Source organism: Methylomonas sp., from assembly GCF_023228165.1.
In the GTDB taxonomy this organism is placed as follows: Bacteria; Pseudomonadota; Gammaproteobacteria; order Methylococcales; family Methylomonadaceae; genus Methylomonas.
Genome location: NZ_JALOBS010000033.1, coordinates 22302 through 41497, shown reverse-complemented (window position 1 = coordinate 41497; position 19196 = coordinate 22302). Strand labels below are relative to the sequence as shown.

General features: G+C 44.4%; 16 protein-coding genes. 10 read left to right on the top strand and 6 right to left on the bottom strand.

Translation table 11 applies throughout. From position 1 onward, the window contains the following. Window positions 1-261 precede the first annotated feature (261 nt). From M0R33_RS19795 to M0R33_RS19760, 8 genes are all read left to right on the top strand, one after another. Window positions 262-2043, top strand: coding sequence for a DUF927 domain-containing protein (locus tag M0R33_RS19795; RefSeq protein ID WP_292573474.1), 1782 nt, complete (start codon window positions 262-264; stop codon window positions 2041-2043). Window positions 2044-2440: 397 nt separating this feature from the next. Beyond that, entirely contained in the window at window positions 2441-3499 is a 1059-nt protein-coding gene (locus tag M0R33_RS19790; protein WP_292573473.1) for a hypothetical protein, read from the top strand. Window positions 3500-3684: 185 nt separating this feature from the next. Beyond that, window positions 3685-6558, top strand: a complete 2874-nt coding sequence (locus M0R33_RS19785) for an SNF2-related protein (RefSeq protein ID WP_292573472.1) — start codon at window positions 3685-3687, stop codon at window positions 6556-6558. A 19-nt stretch (window positions 6559-6577) separates the two neighbouring features. Next, window positions 6578-7171: a hypothetical protein gene (locus M0R33_RS19780; RefSeq protein WP_292573471.1), complete on the top strand. Its 594-nt coding sequence runs from the start codon at window positions 6578-6580 to the stop codon at window positions 7169-7171. Further along, window positions 7168-8121 carry a DUF4868 domain-containing protein gene (locus M0R33_RS19775; protein WP_292573469.1) on the top strand — a complete coding sequence of 318 codons (954 nt, stop codon included), beginning with the start codon at window positions 7168-7170 and terminating at the stop codon, window positions 8119-8121. The genes M0R33_RS19780 and M0R33_RS19775 overlap by 4 nt, the downstream gene beginning before the upstream one ends. Further along, entirely contained in the window at window positions 8118-9914 is a 1797-nt protein-coding gene (locus M0R33_RS19770) for a site-specific DNA-methyltransferase (protein ID WP_292573467.1), read from the top strand. Before M0R33_RS19775 ends, M0R33_RS19770 begins: the two co-directional genes overlap by 4 nt. Next, window positions 9911-12637 carry a DEAD/DEAH box helicase family protein gene (locus tag M0R33_RS19765; protein ID WP_292573465.1) on the top strand — a complete coding sequence of 909 codons (2727 nt, stop codon included), beginning with the start codon at window positions 9911-9913 and terminating at the stop codon, window positions 12635-12637. The genes M0R33_RS19770 and M0R33_RS19765 overlap by 4 nt, the downstream gene beginning before the upstream one ends. 82 nt (window positions 12638-12719) lie before the next feature. Beyond that, window positions 12720-13514, top strand: coding sequence for an NERD domain-containing protein (locus M0R33_RS19760; protein WP_292573463.1), 795 nt, complete (start codon window positions 12720-12722; stop codon window positions 13512-13514). A gap of 148 nt (window positions 13515-13662) precedes the next feature. On the opposite strand, the gene M0R33_RS19755 is transcribed toward M0R33_RS19760, so the two are convergent. After that, on the bottom strand, window positions 13663-13788 hold the full coding sequence (locus M0R33_RS19755; RefSeq protein ID WP_292573461.1) for a hypothetical protein: 126 nt from the start codon (window positions 13786-13788) through the stop codon (window positions 13663-13665). 90 nt (window positions 13789-13878) lie between these two features. On the opposite strand from M0R33_RS19755, the gene M0R33_RS19750 reads away from it, so the two are divergent. Next, window positions 13879-14262, top strand: a complete 384-nt coding sequence (locus M0R33_RS19750; protein WP_292573459.1) for a hypothetical protein — start codon at window positions 13879-13881, stop codon at window positions 14260-14262. Window positions 14263-14345: 83 nt separating this feature from the next. Next, window positions 14346-15101, top strand: a complete 756-nt coding sequence (locus tag M0R33_RS19745) for an NAD-dependent deacylase (RefSeq protein ID WP_292573458.1) — start codon at window positions 14346-14348, stop codon at window positions 15099-15101. Window positions 15102-15391: 290 nt separating this feature from the next. Here M0R33_RS19745 and M0R33_RS19740 read toward each other — a convergent pair whose 3' ends face one another. The 5 genes from M0R33_RS19740 to M0R33_RS19720 all read right to left on the bottom strand — a co-directional run bounded on the left by M0R33_RS19740 (window position 15392) and on the right by M0R33_RS19720 (window position 19183). After that, the gene (locus M0R33_RS19740) at window positions 15392-15844 is read right to left on the bottom strand and encodes a hypothetical protein (RefSeq protein WP_292573456.1); all 453 of its coding nucleotides are present in this window, start codon (window positions 15842-15844) and stop codon (window positions 15392-15394) included. A 77-nt stretch (window positions 15845-15921) separates the two neighbouring features. After that, complete coding sequence (locus tag M0R33_RS19735) at window positions 15922-17082, bottom strand: hypothetical protein (RefSeq protein ID WP_292573455.1); 1161 nt, start codon at window positions 17080-17082, stop codon at window positions 15922-15924. Between the two features lie 64 nt (window positions 17083-17146). After that, window positions 17147-17563, bottom strand: coding sequence for a hypothetical protein (locus tag M0R33_RS19730; protein WP_292573453.1), 417 nt, complete (start codon window positions 17561-17563; stop codon window positions 17147-17149). Between the two features lie 23 nt (window positions 17564-17586). Beyond that, the gene (locus M0R33_RS19725) at window positions 17587-18102 is read right to left on the bottom strand and encodes a hypothetical protein (RefSeq protein ID WP_292573451.1); all 516 of its coding nucleotides are present in this window, start codon (window positions 18100-18102) and stop codon (window positions 17587-17589) included. 205 nt (window positions 18103-18307) lie between these two features. After that, on the bottom strand, window positions 18308-19183 hold the full coding sequence (locus M0R33_RS19720; RefSeq protein WP_292573449.1) for a hypothetical protein: 876 nt from the start codon (window positions 19181-19183) through the stop codon (window positions 18308-18310). Window positions 19184-19196: the final 13 nt, after the last annotated feature.

The following is a 19196-nucleotide window of genomic DNA, read 5'->3' as shown; positions in this document are numbered from 1 at the left end:
TGCAGATTGTCACGACTGAGCATAACAAAGCATGACGGTTTCCCGCAAAAATCACGCAGTAATATCGACCACCTTGACTCGAAAATACCTAGGCAACAAGTGCATGCATAAATTATTTAATTTGTCAAGTACATCTCTGGCGCCAATAGTGGCTTGTTTTTAAGAATAAAGAACAGCTTTTAAATTACGCATACTTTCAGCTATTTACGACATCAGCCGTTTATTTCTGGGAGGTTATTTATTAATAACTGGAGAAGTTCCATGCGTAAAAGTAAGTTTAAAACCAGGTCCGATGAAAACGGCACTTATCTTATTGTAAACGGCAAATCTCGTCAATTTGCCAATTTTAGCGCCAAGGTTGTTAAAGAGACAGCCGAAATTGGGTTGGATGGAGTCATCCGGCGCTACGTAACTATTCAAGTTAGATTGAAGGGGGAAATTAAGGAATTTGAAGTCTCGCATTCAGACTTTGAAGACCTTTCCTGGATTGGTCAATATCTAGGGCTTGACGCTAAGGTTGATTTCCATGCTGCTTCTAAAGCAACGTTCGTTGCAGCTATTATCAAGGCTAGCAAAGAACGCCAAAAAATCTGCAAAAACAAAAGGCTGGGCTATCAGATGCTCGGTAATCAACTGTACTTTGTCTATCACGGCGGTTCGATACCAGCTGACGGCAACAATAATGAATCAATTGTTGCCGAAGTGGATGGTGCGTTGAAACATTGCCAGTTTCCATCGCTTGGAAGTGACGATAACGCCTCGGAATTGGTTCGGAAGATATTAGATGTGGCGAAGATAATGCCAAATAATCCGTTCGTCGGGACTTTGTTGTTGGCTGGAGTCTTTAGAGCCGTCTTAAATAAGTTGAAATTGGTAGAGGTAATTGCTTATCTCGTTGGAAAAACCGGCTCAGGAAAAACCACTGCTGCCCTGATCGCTCAGGCCTGTTTCGGATCAGGTTTCAAAAAACCACCAACAAGCTGGGAGTCTACCCCAAAGTCAATCGAACTGACGGCATTAGCGGCATCGTGCATCGTCTTGCTCATCGACGATTTCACTAAGGTTCATAATGATAAATCGGCTTTGCCTGTTATCGAAAACATTATCGGAGCCGTTGGTAATGGCGTTTCGCGGGGGTTTGCATTGTCATCAACTCAAAACTCTAATGGCGCAGCGATAGAGGCATTTCCGATAATGACCGGGGAAAGTATTCCAGACGTGATGATCGATTCACGGAAAGCCCGTACTTGCTTTGCCTGGATTTCATCGGAGGGCGATTTTGATAAAACTGTCATCGGCGAATTCCAGAAGCATGCAGCAGACGGTGAGTACGCAAAAGCGATGAGTCTTTACATTGCATATGTTCTGCAAAACTTCAATCGAATCGGGGAGGAAATCGAAGGCGTTTTTGACCGCTACCGTAGAGAAGCAATGGCAAAGCTTGATGAAGGGTTGCATGCGAGGGCTCCGAGCAACTACGCGGATCTAATGCTGGGCTTTCATTATTTTTTGAAATTTTGTATCGACGCGAATTTCTTGACAAAGCAGGAGGCCAAGATGTTAAGGCAGTACCACTCGGACAATTTAATGCAGATGATCAACATGCAGCCGATCATCCATCAGACACAAGACATTAAGCACTTGGTATTGGTGTCTATGTCGAAATATATCCGCTCGGATCAATTTTCCTTGGTAAATGTAACATCTGGCAAAAAGCAGATCTCCCGTGATCAATACCCTAAATGCTTTATCGGCTGGGTGGATCATGATAAAGAAACGCTCTACATCAAGGCAGACTGTGGGCGCAAGCTCATTGCTAATTTGCCAGAGGATATTCGCAAAGTCATGTCAGCAGGTGAAAAAGCATTTTGGAAGGATGCCTACCGTTTTGGTTTGTTGGCCGAAATCGATCAAAAAAATGGGAGAAATGTTGTTCGCAAAAGGATCAATGGCGAGGTCGAACGGGTCTATTCGATGGTGTATTCATTGATGTACACCCACCATGACAGTCCGCTAAAACCTAAATCCAAGAAGGCAATTTAAGTTAAATTTGGCGCAGTCGATGTTTTGCGTCGGCTGCACTATTTGCTCTATTTTCGAGACAGCCTTATGAGCTCTTCGTTACGGCACTTTAGTAATTCTAGGGTTATTCCGCTACTGAATACTCGTCTTCCCGAAATAGTACATTTAGCGCAGATAGCCGCTACATCGCTGCATTCGTTATTACTAACAGCGAGTCTAACAGCGAGTCTAACAGCGAGTCTAACAGCGAGTCTAACAGCGAGTCTACAGAGCCATAGGGTTCTCGGTAAATTTGATACGCCTATTACCAAAATGATGGTTGGTAGCATAGAGCTTACATGTGTATTTGCGTATCAAAAATTTCTCGTGGTTAACCCGGTTGCTGGGGACCGCTACTCAAAATATCAGGTTTGTATTCATGAATACTAATGCTCAATCAGGTCAACAGCTGTTGATTGATATGGTTGCCTTCACATACTTCATTGCGGAGCAAGACCGGATGGCAATCGTTAATATGGCCAATAGTAGAGTTTTTCAGATGCTCTACCAATGTTTCCCTCAGAGGAAGAACAATGCCAAGATGGCGCGATATAAAAACGATTATGGGATTAAGTTTGCCAAGGATACACAGGTAAAGCTTTCGCTATACCCCATCAACAAGAGCCATCGGTTTGTTAGGTTAGAATTTAATCCGGAAAAGCTAGGTTGGGTTGGTCGTATTGTGCTCCGACGCATGCTAGTCGAATTATTGGGGCGTGACGCTGTATTACGTTTATATTTCGAAGCCGTAGTGACCAGGCTTGACCTAACGTTGGATATATTCGATATGGAGCGAGCGCTATATGTCCATCGTGATAGGGTATGCCACTCCGAAGTCTTTCGCGACGCTGAGACTGGCGAAATGTCTTCCCAAATTGTTGGTAGCAAAGATAGTAATATTCGCATCATTTTGTACAACAAAGATGCTGAACAGGGTACCTCAACTATCGCTAGAAATTATCAACGCATCGAAGTTAATTACAAACACCTGAACTGTAGCATGGACCAACTCGAGCCATCATTGGCCGATATATTTATGTCCCTCAACTTCTTTCGTAATAGCTTTCTAAAAGATCGGCGTATGACTAAAGCATTTCGTAAAGACGCCTACAGTAATGGTCTAAACAATGCCTTGAACAAATTGCCAAAAGCGGATAAAGACCAGTATTTGGAATATCTGGAAGATTATCGTGCCAACCCTATTGATCAAAAAGCGTTGAGGTTTGAGCTAGCTCATTACAGGGCATTAAAGTTTTTGGTGCACAAAGATTTTAGGGGGACGGAAGTCAGGGCGCAACGGTCGCTAATTAAAAACACCCATCTACCCAGTAAGCATTGGATGCCTTCTGTTGGCTATTTCACGCCAGCATTCCGAAAAGAATTTGCAGAAGTTATAAAGCGGTCACGGCAAAAGCAAAGGAAGCGCATCCGATTATAAAGATCAAGCTCTCAAGCTGAAGGATTTTTGGCTTGGGAGTTCTTAGCGAGGTAACTTAGCCTAAACGAAAACTAAACTTAGCTTTGCTGTTACAATCGGCCATTCATTACCAGCGAAGCAGTGAACTAACCGAATTCAAAGATAACAGTCGCTGCACAACAAAAAGAATAAGGAAATAACTGGTCGTGTTCCAAGGCCTCACTGACTATCAATCTCAATATTACGCATGGCTGCTGACTCGTCGCTCGGCAGGCGACAGCGTCGAGTCGTTAGCGTCCACCTTGGTCGATGCTCAAGTAGACCTCAACCCTCATCAGGTTGAGGCGGCATTGTTTGCATGCAAGAACCCGCTTTCTCGCGGCGTGATTCTGGCCGATGAAGTGGGCTTGGGAAAAACCATCGAAGCCGGTTTGGTGATTTCCCAGCACTGGGCAGAACGTCGTCGGCGTATTTTGATTACTGTTCCTGCAAACCTTCGCAAGCAGTGGCATCAAGAGTTGCAAGACAAGTTTGGCTTACAAGGCATTATCTTGGAGGCCAAGAGCTACTACGCATTCCGCAAACAAGGTATCCGCAACCCCTTTGAATACGATCATGGGCCGGTGCTTTGTTCTTACCAATTCGCCAAGGCCAAAGTTGATGACGTGCGGAGGGTTAGCTGGGACTTGGTGGTACTCGACGAAGCGCACCGTTTACGCAATGTCTACAAACCTAGTAACGTGATCGGCAAGGCACTGAGGGAAGCGTTCGAGAGAGTTCACTCCAAGGTGCTATTGACGGCAACACCGCTGCAAAACTCCCTGCTGGAACTGTATGGCTTGGTCAGCATCATTGATGATCGTGTGTTTGGCGATCTAGATAGCTTTCGGGCGCAATTCAGCAGTCAGTCTCGTGATATTGCCTTTGCCGGTCTACGTGCTCGCTTGGCTCCGCTCTGTAAACGAACACTACGGCGGCAAGTACAACCCTATGTGTCGTACACGGCTCGTCGAGCCATCGTTCAGGAATTCAACCCTTCCACCGAAGAACGCGAGCTATCGGCGCTGGTAGCAGATTATTTACGGCGTCCTAACCTAAAAGCATTGCCAGACGGTCAGCGCCAGTTGATTTCATTAGTGCTGTGGAAGCTGCTTGCCTCATCTACGCACGCGATTGCCGGTGCATTGGATACCATGGCCAACCGCTTGCAACGCTTACTGGAGCCCACTAAAGAGGCGCCTGACTTGGCAGAAGAATTGGATGCCGATTACGAGTCACTGGAAGAAACTGCCGACGAATGGGACGAATCGGGCGCGGTAAATGAAAGTCCGCATGGCGACGAACAAGCCGCTATAGCTAGAGAAATCGAAGAACTCCGCCACTTTAAAAATTTGGCAACCAACATTCGCGACAACGCCAAAGGTAAGGCACTGCTAATCGCATTGGAACGAGCTTTTGCTGAATTGGAAAGACTCGATGCGCCGAAAAAAGCCATCATCTTCACCGAATCCAGACGTACCCAGGATTATTTGCTTTCGCTATTGGCCGAGACTGATTACGGTCATGGCATCGTGCTCTTCAACGGTACCAACAGCGATGCACGTGCACAGGCCATTTACAAAGAATGGCTCAGCCGCCACCAAGGTACCGACCGAATTACCGGCTCTAAAACCGCCGACACGCGTGCTGCCTTGGTCGAGCAGTTCAAAGAACGTGGGACGATCATGATTGCCACCGAAGCCGGTGCGGAAGGCATTAACCTGCAATTCTGTTCCTTGGTGATTAACTACGATCTGCCCTGGAATCCGCAACGCATCGAACAGCGCATTGGCCGCTGCCATCGTTACGGTCAAAAATTTGATGTCGTGGTGGTTAACTTCGTGGATCGTAGCAACGAAGCAGATGCTCGCGTTTACGAATTGTTGGCGCAGAAATTCCAACTCTTTGAAGGTGTCTTTGGCGCTAGCGACGAAGTACTCGGTGCCATTGGTTCCGGCGTGGACTTTGAACGCCGCATTGCCGAGATTTACCAAAATTGCCGTGAAACGGAAACTATTCAGGCCAGTTTCCAGCAATTACAAAACGATCTCTCCAATGAGATTAACGAAGCGATGGTCAAGACACGACAATTGCTGTTGGAGAACTTCGACGAGGAAGTGCAGGAAAAACTGCGAGTTCGTGCTGAAGACAGCTTCGCCACCCGCAATCGCTACGAAAAAATGTTGCTCGATATTAGCCGGGCTGAACTGAGCGACTGCGCCGAATTCGATGACGGCGGCTTTAAATTATTCCGCCTCCCAGACCCGCAATTGTCACAGGTCGAACTAGGACGCTACGAATTACCCAGACGTAGCGGCGATGCTCATCTCTATCGAGTTGGCCACCCATTAGCCGAATGGGTGACAACGCTGGCGAAAAGCCGGGAATTGCCCTATGCCCACTTGAGTTTCGATTACGACGCCTACGGCACCCAAGTCAGTACACTCAAAGCCTATCGCGGACAAAGAGGATTCTTAGTGGTCAAGCTAGTGGCTGTCGAAGCCTTGGGTAGCCTGGAGCAGCATCTGATTGTTGCAGCCAGCACTGCTGACGGCGGCTTATTGATCGAAGACGATCCCGAAAAGTTGTTACGTTTTCCAGCGGCTGTCGCACCAAACACTTCCGAAATTCAAGACCATCTGCCAGCAGTACTGAGTGAAGACCTCGAAAATCGTAAGCAGGCTCTACTCCGCGAAATCAATCAACGCAACCTTGGCTACTTCCAACAAGAAGTCGAAAAGCTCGATGCTTGGGCAGACGATCTAAAGCTTGGTCTTGAACAGGAAATCAAGGAAATCGACCGGGAAGTTAAGGAAATTCGCCGCACTGCCGCAACCTCACCAACATTGGAAGAAAAACTGCAATGGCAAAAACGCCAGCGGGAACTGGAAACCAAACGGAATAAGCTGCGCAGAGAATTGTTTGACCGGCAGGATGAAATCGAGTCGCAACGGAATGACTTGATTGAGCAATTGGAGCAGCAGCTTCAGCAACATATACAAGAAAACTTATTGTTTTTCATCGAATGGGGCCTGGAATGATCTTACCGAGGTTGACCCGATGACACTGCGTGACCCCTCGCTGCGGCTTCGTCCATGGGCTTCCTTATTGCTTTTTCTAAGTGCTTATGCACCGCTACTGATCATACTTGTCATTAAAGACTACGATCCGGATAGTTTTCAGTGGCTGCCTCGTCATCCTATACTCAGCGGCACGCTATTGGTTATCGCCATTTCCAGTAGTATTGCCATACTGCACGCCGTGAAAGAAATTAGTGGTGGTTTGAGTGTAACGGTAACTAAGGCATCCAATAAATCTGGTGATATGTTTGGTTACACGGTTCCCTATATGCTCTCATTCCTGCGAATTGATTTTAGCGATTGGCAAACAATTGTTAGCTTGACGATCTTTATGTCGATTCTGTTCATCATGGCTTACCGAACACAAACGGTATTTATTAACCCGATTCTGGCGCTCGCCGGATACATGCTGATTGACTGCACATTCAAGCGGGGTGAGCAAGAAATTCAAGCAATGGTGGTAACTCGTACGCCATTGGTTATTGGCAAAACCTACCAATTAGAAAGGCTTTCACATTATCTTTATGTTGCAGCGACACAAGAGGATTCAGAAAGGATAAAGGCGAATCGATGAGCAAAAGCACCCGCACAAAATTGAAAGTACTTCAATCACAGGACTTCAAGGAATGGGTAGCCAGTTTTTGGCTAGTTAAGCGATACATCAAAGAACAGCAGGCGCATTATTCCGTTTTGCGTGTTGATATTGACAAAAAATTACAAGCACGTTTCAAAGGATATCTAAGGAAACAGCTACAAAGTAAGGATTTTCATATTTCTGAGTATGACTTCAATAATACCGACGGTGACGACACACTATTCACTATTTCTGCCGATGCAACGGACTTTGTAAAGGTAGAGGCTGAAATAAATCAAGGTTTCGAGAAACCACATGCCCAAAACTATGACGAATTACTGAATTCATGGGCTTATGTCATCCTTTTTGAGAAAGACGGCGAGAAAGTTTATGCATGGAAAAAGATCAGTGCCGAGACTCAACCCAAAAAAGCGAAATCAAAAGGGGCTGTTTTTTTCCACAATCACAAATTGGTAGACGTGGAAGACAAAGAGGTTTTCATGGTTTATCAAAACTATGATTTCTTCGTCTACGACAGTACTACGTTTGTAGCCAACAAACGACAATTTGAAAGCTCAATGAACTTCCGCGAGGGTATGAAAGCCAATGGGGAAGAAGTTCTTTCGGACTTCAAGGCACTAGATATCTTTGAGAATGTCGAAATAATCAGGGAATTTGTCGGTTCCAACCTTCATCATCTTCGAAAGCTTTCATCAATCCGTAAGTCTGCCTATTACAAGCAGCCCGATTATATGAAAAAGCTGATTGAGGTCAATTCCACTGAACAATGGGAGTTGAAGATTTCCAACGGAAAAATTGTTGTTGAGAAAGCGACCGTGGAACTGTTACTTAAGCTCCTTAACAATGACAGGTTACGCTCGCCCATCAACAACGAAATGTTTGATTCGGCAGCGAAGGCTCTTGTCGCAATAAAGGCAACTAGTTCATGAGAAGTAAACAAAAGCTCGAGCTCACCTGGATTGGTAAAGACAAGCGGCCTCGGTTGGAGCCGCGGATTTTGTTGGAGGATTCAGAGAAGTCGTATCACGCCAAGCAGCGGGTGACGGACAACGATATTTTCGATAATCGGCTGATTTTCGGCGATAACTTGTTGGCGTTGAAGGCGCTGGAGCAGGAGTTTAGCGGTAAAGTGAAGTGTGTTTATATCGATCCACCTTTCAACACTCAACAAGCCTTTGAACACTATGACGATGGTTACGAGCATTCCATTTGGCTTGGACTTATTAGAGATCGTGCAGAAATACTTCGACGACTCATGTCAGAGGATGGAACGCTATTTGTCCATATTGATGATAACGAATTAGGATATTTAATCGTTTTACTAGATGAAGTCTTCGGGCGAACAAACCGCATTTCGGTCGTTTCATTTAAGCAAGGGTCAGCAACAGGTCATAAATCGATCAACCCCGGAGTTGTTAGTACAACAAACTTCATTCTGATTTACGCCAAAAATAAGGCGTCGTGGGCTCCCAATCGCGTCTTTACTGCACGTGTAGAACGAGATAAACGATATGGGCAGTTTATTGAGAATTTCGATGAGCCATATCAGGAATGGCGTTTCACTACACTTACAAAGGCATTTGCGTCTAGCCTTGGGATTTCGGAAAAAGGTATCAAGAAAACCCTTGGTGAAGAGTATGACGAATTGTTATCTAAATTTGTGATGAAAAATGCTCAGCGAGTTGTTCGTCTTGCTAGGCCTGACTACAACGCGGTCAGCGCCGAGGCTAGAGTGATGATCGATAAATCAAAAACGTTGCCCGGTAACGTGCTATTGCTTGAGCGAGCGGCTCATTCAAATATGTACTTTACTAATGGTGAACGTATTTTGTTCTATACAGACAAACTTAAGTTCATTGATGGGCAATATGTGGCTGGAGAACCTCTCACAAGTCTATGGGATGATATTTTGTCAAACAACCTTCATAACGAAGGTGGCGTTGATTTTCCCAAAGGAAAAAAACCTGAAGCCTTGATTAAACGATGCTTCGATCTTGCAACAAATTCAGGTGATCTCGTCCTCGATTCTTTTGCCGGCTCCGGTACCACCGGTGCCGTCGCCCACAAAATGGGCCGCCGCTGGATCATGGTCGAGCTGGGCGAGCATTGCCATACCCACGTCATCCCCCGCCTGCAAAAAGTGATTGATGGGGAGGATCAGGGCGGCATCAGCAAAGCGGTCAATTGGCAGGGTGGCGGCGGTTTTCGTTATTACAAGCTAGCGCCTAGCCTGATCGTCAACGACCGCTGGGGCAATCCGGTAGTCAATCCCGAGTACAACGCGGCGATGCTGGCGGAAGCTTTGTGCAAGCTGGAAGGCTTTGTCTATGCGCCATCGGAAAGCCGCTGGTGGCAGCACGGCCATTCCAGCGAACGCGATTTCATCTACGTCACCACACAAAACCTGTCCGCCGAACAATTGCAGGCGTTGACCGATGAGGTGGGCAGCGAATTCAGTCTGTTGCTGTGCTGCTCAGCATTTCACGGCATTACGGCAGCACAAGCCAACCAACGCTGGCCGAATCTGACGCTGAAGAAAATCCCCAAAATGGTGTTGGCGCGCTGCGAATGGGGACATGACGATTACAGCTTGAATGTGGCGAATTTGCCAATGGCGACGCCCGAAACAGAGCCCTCGGAGACTACTAGCACATCTAAGGCAAGGAAAAATAGGAAACCTGCACCGGAACAAAGCAGCTTGTTTGAGGAGAACGACCAATGAGCCCACGCGTTTTAAATGCAGTTACTGGTCGTCTATCACTGCGCCCGCCACAAGCTGAATCTTTATCGCGTTTGGTTCGCGCTTTAGAAATGGCTCCTGAGATGCTGCAACACGAAAAAGATGTGCCCGCGGTATTGTCCAGCTTGAAGTCGTTGTTTCCGACGCTGGAAGATTTCGAGCGCGACTTTCCTTCTTTGTGCTTTGCGTTGGCAACCGGCGTGGGCAAAACCCGTTTGATGGGGGCATTTATCGCCTATTTGCATTTGGCGCACGGCATCAATAATTTCTTTGTGTTGGCACCGAATCTGACGATTTATAACAAGCTGATTGCGGACTTTACGCCGAATACGCCGAAGTATGTATTCAAAGGTATCGGCGACTTTGCGATCAACGCACCGCGTATCATTACCGGCGATAATTACGATCAGGCTGGGTTCGATGTGACCACTGACGTATTCACAGAAATTCGAGTCAACATTTTCAATATATCGAAAATCAATTCCGAAGTGCGCGGCGGCAAGGAACCGCGCATCAAACGCATGCGCGAAGTATTGGGCGACAGTTATTTCAACTATCTGGCCAACCTTCCCGATTTAGTGCTGCTGATGGACGAGTCGCACCGTTACCGGGCCAGTGCAGGGGTGCGTTCTATCAATGAGTTGAAGCCCTTGTTTGGTTTGGAACTGACGGCAACGCCGTTTGTGGAGTCGACACGCGGGCCGGTGGCGTTTAAAAACGTGGTGATGGATTATCCCTTGGCGCGAGCAATGGAAGATGGCTTTGTGAAGGAGCCTGCTGTTGTCACCCAACGCAATTTCGACCCGAAAGCACACACGCCGGAAGAGCTGGAAAAGATCAAGCTGGAAGACGGCGTGCGTTTGCATGAGTCAACCAAGGTGGAATTGCTGACTTATGCCCGCGAAAATGGCGCAAAAGTGGTCAAGCCGTTTATGTTGGTGATTGCCCGGGATACCACGCATGCCGCACAGTTGTTGGCATTATTGGAGTCTGATGCATTTTTTGAGGGGCGTTATCGCCACAAGGTGATCCAAGTCGATTCCAGTCGTTCCGGGGCCGAAGAGGAAGCGATGATTACGCGCTTGTTGGCGGTGGAAAGCGTGGACGAGCCGACCGAGATTGTGATTCACGTGAACATGCTCAAGGAAGGCTGGGATGTTACCAATCTCTACACCATTGTGCCGCTGCGGGCCGCCAATGCGCGAACGTTAATCGAGCAATCCATCGGTCGCGGTCTTCGTCTGCCGTATGGCAAGCGTACCGGCGTGGCGGCAGTTGATCGCTTGAATATTGTGGCCCATGATAAGTTTCAAGAAATCATAGACGAGGCTAATCGCGGCGATTCACCGATTCGACTAAAGCAGTTGATTTTGGAAGCGCCTAACGCTGACGATAAGAAAGTGAGCGTACAAGTGCTATCTGGAGTGTTTTCTAAATTGGGCTTAGTCACTTCAACAGCAGTCCTACCATCTAGCAATCAAGTAGGCGTACCAAGCGAAAGCGGCGTTGGTTGTTCAAACCCAGCCCCGATATTTACCCGAGAATCGGAATTACAGGCCGCTAGCGTGGTGATGGATGTTATCGCCAAGTACGAAGTGAAGCGCGACTTGGTGCCTAACCGTGCTGCCTTGCTGACGCCTGAAGTACAACAGGAGATTTTGCAGGAAGTCGCTGAGCGTTTGAAGCCGATGCAATCAGAGCTGTTTGCTGACGAAAGCTTTAATCTGGCTGAAGTGGTGAGCAAGACTACCGAAGTGGTTGTCCAGCAAACCATCGATATTCCGCGTATTACCGTGGTGCCGAATGGCGAAGTCACAACCGGATTTCATCCTTTTACCCTGGATGTCGCGCAACTACATTTTCAACCCGGCGAACGTGAGATTGTTGGGCAGATGTTACGCACTAATGAACAGTTCACGCTTGCAGCTGAAATGGGCTTGGTCGAACAACGATTGGAAGATTACATCGTGCATGCCTTGGTCGATTACGACGACATTGATTATTTCTCGCATGCCGAATTGCTGTACGACTTGGCTGGGCAAATGGTTAAACACCTATCGAGCTATCTGTCAGAGGCAGAAGTGCAAAGCGTGTTGGATCGAGATCGCAGACTAATCGCCCGAGAAATCCACGCTCAGATGATGGCGCATTTTTGGGAACAGGCAACCGAATACGAAGTTAAAGTGAGTCGCGGCTTTACCGAGTTGAAACCTTGCAACTATACCGCTGCTGCCGGGCAAACCGCACATCACTATCGGGAAACCGTCACCGAAACCAGTCGCATCAAACAAATGCTGTTTGGGGGGTTCGAGCGTTGTTTATATCCGCTGCAAAAGTTTGATTCAGACACAGAACGCCGTTTTGCCATTATTTTGGAAAGAGACGGACAGAAGTGGTTTAAACCGGCTAAGGGGCAGTTTCAAATTTATTACAAATTGGGAACCGAGCAACCCGAGTATGTGCCGGACTTTGTTGCAGAAACTGAGTCACAGATTTTCATGGTGGAAACTAAAGCGCGTGGAGATATTGATTCACAAGAAGTTCAGGCCAAAGCCGCTGCCGCTGCACGTTGGTGTCAATATGCTTCTGAACATGCATCAGAAATTGGCACTAAAACGTGGGGTTATTTGCTTTTGCCACACGATGAGGTTGTGGAGTCTAAAAAGCTAACCGATTTTCAGCGATTTAAAGTCTCTGATAGTTAAGGTATTTTCTTAATTTCTCCAGCTCAGTTAATTGGAGATAACAAAGCTATGATTTTTTCAAAAATATTGATTAACGCTGAATATGGATGTTAACCAGCTTCTGATACAAGCACTGGGGCCGATACTAAAAAACTATTGGTGGTTATGGCTGCTGTTGGCGATTTTAAGCTTTCTGAAAACGCCGTTTATGAAAGGTGTTTTTGGCGAGTTTCAGGTCAACTTAATTGCCAAACTGCGACTTGATAAAGAAGTTTATAAGCTTTTCAAGAATGTGACATTACCCACCGAAGACGGTGGAACGACGCAAATTGATCATGTTATTGTTTCGCGCTTTGGTGTTTTTGTTATAGAAACCAAAAATATTAAAGGTTGGATATTCGGCAGCGAACATCAAAAGACTTGGACACAGAAAATCTATCGGCATACCAACAAGTTTCAAAACCCGCTGCATCAGAATTATAAGCATACGCAGACCTTACAATCTGCTTTGGAATTAACGCCCGATAAATTATTTTCAATCGTCGTATTTATTGGTGATAGTAAATTCAAAACATCAATGCCAGATAATGTGGTTTATGCTGGAGGTTATATTCGCTTCATCAAAAGCAAACAGCAGCAAATTTTAACTGAAACCGAAGTTGCTGAACTATGCAAGAAGCTAGAATATGGCCGCCTAAAACCAACAATTAAAACTCACGTCAAGCACGTCAAACACGTGCGAAATATTGTCGAAGAAAAGCAGCAAAAGACCGAGAATGCTTGTCCGAAATGCGGAAGACCGATGGTATTACGGAAAGCAAAAAGTGGCGGAAACCAAGGTGGACAGTTTTGGGGGTGTACCGGTTTTCCGAAGTGCAGAACGGTGCGTCCAGTGTAGTTAAAGCGGTGTGTACGATTTGCACTATATTGAGACAAACACTCTGTTATTAATATCTTATGTGGCTATTGATTGTTATCCAGCCTAGTTTTGATGTCCCTTGTTCTCTAAGATAGTGCATTTAGTACAGACGTTTTTTGCCGTCATTTTACGAAAATTGCATTGTACTAACAGCAGGTTCACCGCCATCCATTCCCCATACAATCCATTTCAATTTATCCATTGCTACTTCATCGATTATCAATACATCATTATTTATCAGATTTTCGGTCATGAACTACACTCTTTCTTATAAGGGCTATGTTCTTTCCATCAATTAGTTAGGTGCTGGTATTTATTCTATTTTTAAATTTATAGGGATCATATGAATTACAATGTAATAGCATTAGCATGCGAACAATTGAGTTATAGGGATAAGTTAAGGTTAGCTCAATTACTAATCCAGTTGGCTAGGAAAGAGGAAGAAACGGCTAATCCTCAAAATAGGGCAGAAAAACCTACTATTAAAAATTCGCCAGATATAAAAGAAAATTCGAAAACTTCAGCAGAACCAACCAATACTATAAGTTACGTTGTTGAGCGACTTTTAAAATTACGCCCCGCAAAGAAAAAGACATTGGCTAATTCTATAAAAGCAATGTATCAATTTCAAGGTGCTATATCTGATGCAGATGTCGAAAAAATAATTACTGATCTGCAAAAGAAGAAGCATATCAGGATAGAAAATAACAAAATTATTTACTTGTAGTTTTTAAATGTTAGAATTTTTCTAGCATTGATGTTGAAGTTATATTATTTTTGGCCGACGTATGTATTATATGCCCCATAAAGATGATCTCCGCCAAACTTATTGATCTGTTGAAGCAAGCCAAACACTTAGTAATATTAACGGGTGCTGGGGTTTCTGCAGAATCGGGAATTCCAACTTTTCGCGATGCATTAACGGGTCTTTGGGAAAATTACGACGCCTCACAGTTGGCGTGTGAAGAGGGATTCTTGGCTGATCCCGCTCTGGTCTGGGGCTGGTATGAATGGCGGCGGCATCGGGTACTAAATGCACAACCAAACCCTGCACATACAACCATTGCCAAATTGGCAAAACGGATACCGAAATTGACGCTGATTACTCAGAATGTCGATGACTTACATGAACGAGCCGGCAGCGGTGATGTTTTACACTTACATGGTAGCCTAAACCATCCGCGTTGTATAAAGTGTGGGGCTCCCTACCAACATTTAGAAGCGACACCTGTTGGATGTGAAAGTCGAATCGATCCGCCCAACTGCTCAGTATGTAATGGATTGGTCCGACCCGGTGTTGTGTGGTTTGGAGAACGTTTACCTGCCGAACAGTGGGACTTATCTAAAGAGGCATGTAAAACTTGCGAACTTATGATGATCGTCGGCACATCCGGTATGGTCTGGCCAGCCGCAGAATTGCCCTACTTGGCGGAAAGGTTGGACGTGCCCATTATTCAGATCAACCCAACCGATACGAGCTTCAATATTATCGCCAAATTTAATCTCTGCGGAAAAGCAGGTGAGATTTTGCCCAAACTGTATGAGGAAGCGTTTTCTGATTTATAGTTAGCGGACTTTGGCAAATTGGAGTTAGCAGGCGAGCAACGACCCACAACAGACTGTGACATTGTGTATATGAATTTCTACAAAGCGGTCATCGATTTGTCAATTTTCAATCAAAAATAATCTCAATTCTGAAATAGATAAAATCAATGTGGCATTTCAAATCTGGAGCATTTCGTTACATATAAGCGCCCAGCATAAAGTTTGCATGCATTGTTGAATCCACAAGGCTTGATCTTGGATGGTCAGAGCACGCCAAACACCTGTTGATTTGTTATTGAGCGCTTATCGCCTTATTTATGCTTCTTCCTCAAGTATGTCAGCACCGTTTCCCAATCGGGAAAACTCTCTGTACCGAAATGGATATGTTCTCCCATAAAGGCGTCGACACCATTTTTCGTTCTATCGTCGATCAAATAGGCCCCATCATTCAAATTCTTGTGATGCGAAAGGATCAAGCGTTTGTATGCCACCTTACCCATATAGCGTTTAACCCATAGTAATTTATCGCTCCAAGCTGACGGGTTCTCCCAGGGAGCTGTTGATAGGATGTAGGTATCGAATAAATCTGATAACTCAATAAAGGCATCAATAGCACTAGGCACTGGGGACATCAGCGCAAAAATCCCAGGCACTTCATCTAATCGGCCAGAATATTTTTGCTTCACAGCGTCATCCAACCTTGCAATGCCTGAGGTAAAATCGACCAGCACATTATCCATATCAACGTATAAGATCTTCTTCAAAAAACGACTCCTTGGTTATGTGAAATGAAGGGGGGAAAACTTGTTTATCTTAGCGGCGGCAAAAAATTACCAACAATCTACTGATTCAGAATATTATGTCTATTACGAATCTCTTCCACTTGTTCTTTCAGTTTTTGCATGGCGATCGTATGCTGTTGTTGAAACATTTTTTGTATTTCGAGTCTTTCTTGAGGTGTCTTTGCTGCCCTTAATTTCTGCTGAAATATTCTTGATGCTTCAGCTCGTTCTTTCTGTTGAACGTCCATGATTTTCTCAATCTCTCGATTAATATCAATTTGACGTTGTCGATATGATTGTTGGCTATCAAGAATATTCGACCGACTAATCGATTGTTCATGCTTAGAGTGAGCGTTTTGCAAGGGTTCATTGTCGTCAAAACTACTTTTTGTAGGTCTATCGTTTAATTCCGGTTGTTTAGGCGTGATACGGCTATCGAAATTTTCTGATCCTTTCTGGTCTTCGGGCTTATCGCTTTCCCTTTCTGCGCCTGAAAAATGCATCCCATCAGCTTGTGCTGATGATCTATCATTTGCCGCTCGGATAAAATTTTCTATCATTTGGGCAACCGCTGCGCTTTGACAGCCCTGATTCTTCACGAAATGTTCCATCTCACCGCGATAGCCTAAAACCAGGCCAAAAGACGAAAATACACCTCGCTTGAGAACCTCTTTTGCGAGATCTGTATCGTAGATCGCCCATTGGGGCGTGAAGCGCTTGTCAATGTTATAGGTTTTGGTATGTTCTGACTTATGGATCGTTTTAGAACCATCGAGATTCCAACTTGTTCGATCATAATCGAGAGACTTTTTTTCGTAGGTTTGCCAGTTTCGTACGTATTCACTGCATTTTTTGGAATAGGAAACCGCTAAACCCGAAAATAAAGCCTTAAATTCAAGAGTGTCTTTAAGTCCATTAAAATCACCATCAAAAATGCGCCTGGCAATATCAAAATCATCATATTGCGCCCAAAAAGGCTCAAGTTTGTATACTATGCCTTTTTGCCGACCGCTCGCTGACGCATAGTGTTCTCTGTAGTCAGTATTCGGTTTAGAATGATTTTTATGTTTTGCTATGGTATTTCTAATGGCAATGCAACTGGGAGTATTACATTGATTATTACTCGGGTCGGAATAAGCATTGCCTGTCACTAGATTCAATCCCACGAACAGTAGCAATAAACAATTTTGTCTTTTCCAAAGTTGTTTACAATCACTCATTGAAATCTTCCAAATTTAAAAGAAATCTTTGTTATTGGCTGAATCAGCAGTTTTAGTAAGATACCTAAACCCCTAATTTGTCTTTTATATAAAACGCTCCAACTACACATGACAAAATCAAAATAACTTTATAATATTTCCCTGCAATTGATGCCGCAATAATACCAGCAATCAATGCAGTAATATGATTATCTTGTGTCGAATCATAGATCCAATATGCAGTTACAGCAAAAGCTATTAAGGCGATTAATAAGCCAACTTTATTAGCCGTGGAGTCGTTTGTTTCATAACTTGATGGCTGTGGAATTGTTTTTTTTGAATTTAGTTTTTTTGTTTGATTGGATTTTTTTTGGGGATATGGATGAGTCGGAGATCTGTTTTTAGTACTCTCTAGTCCAAGTTGATTGTGTAAAGAACCCGTTTGAGTTCCTTGTACTCCATGTTGAAACTCTTCCCAATCGCGATCGAATTGATTTGACATCTTTCACCCCATTTTAATTAGTCTTACAAAAAAATTAGTTCAGCTTTTTTTATTATGTTAATTTCCTGCTCTATTCTTTCCCGCTCGCTTTTACGCGCATGCCGCCTCGCATAAGCTATTAGTTCTGAATAAGCCGATAATAGGTTAATATCTTCTTTTCGGGTATTTGTAACTCGAATCCGAATCGCATTTTGATAGTCATATTCTCTTGACCCAATCTTTAATCCGGAATTGAGCAACTGCCAATCAGTGTTAACATTTAGGGCGCTATTAACCCATTCGATAATACCGGTGACCGGTGAGAGAAGGCGTGATTCAGTGACATCTCGTCGGAGTAAAATACTTGTAATATTTCCAAAAAAGAAATCCTTCCAAGCTAGGCTGGATCCTCCCCAAGCAATCAGGGGTTCACCAACCTTGACAACATCACCTGATTTAACAAAAGGAAAGTGCAACCCGCTTGTGGACATTTTATGTCGATAAGCTACTCCAGCAATCGCTGGGGGTGGAACCGGAAGGGTAAGCGAGCCAGTAGACATTGATCAAATCCCCAAGATTATTGAAAAACGAGGAAAATATTGAGTTGGAAATTAGTTTGATTTAATCCCCCTACGACCCTAAAAAAATACTGAATCAAGATCAATTTGAAAATTGAAATAACTCTCTTGATGATCTTTTATTCTTCTTGTGATATCAAACGCTACTCTGGAAAGCTTATTCCGACAATCCATTTATATATGAACTTCATTCCCGAAACAGTCGATTCGAAGCATCTGTCGTTGGTGGGGCACTCGGAAGCGCCTTTTGCGGAATGAATCTCAGCAAAGCCATTCCTGACAGAAAAATCCAAATAGCCGCTGGAACAGGAACTGTGACTGGAGATATAGCGAAAGCATTAATTCCCGATAGACTGCCAAGCAGAAGACTGCCCCCCAATTCTGTTCGTAAACCAATTCCCACATTGGCTGAAGAAGGTATTGTGGCGAATATACTATCATCCGTGGGTAAAGAAGCGTTATTGAACATACCGTTAAGATCGATTATTAAAAAGCTTAAACCATCCAATTGAACCACGGCATTTTCGTAGGCCACACCATTAATGGTTTGATTAAATGGTACAGTATAGTTATTGAATAAATCGCTATCGGTTAGTGGCGGATGAGCCAAATTTAAACCAAAGGCATCCGCGTTATTTGCCTCAATCCGATTGAGAACCGTTATTTCATTGGTATCACTTTCTTCGAAGGGAGTCCGTTGTGTCTGAAAAAGAGTATTGTTCAACATCAACTTCGCTCCAGTAATGGCATCAAAATAACTATACTGTTGCAAAATCGAAGTGTCATTTTCAATGATTGGTAACCTATCCACATCAATAGTCAAATTAAGTTGATACGCAATGTCATTTTGCGAATTTCGGGAAACGCCAAGTAAATCCGCTATTGGATCATCAATTACTGGTCTAAATTGCCCGGTTACGTTACCAGCGATTTGATATTGAAATACATTGGCGTTTGCCGTTCCGATCAGTAAAGCATTGACCCACACTACGTTTAAAAAAAGTTGCCAAAAATTTTTCATATTTTTTTCCTCGTTAATTAAAATGACTTTGATTTTTTTCAACTACCTTTTTTCC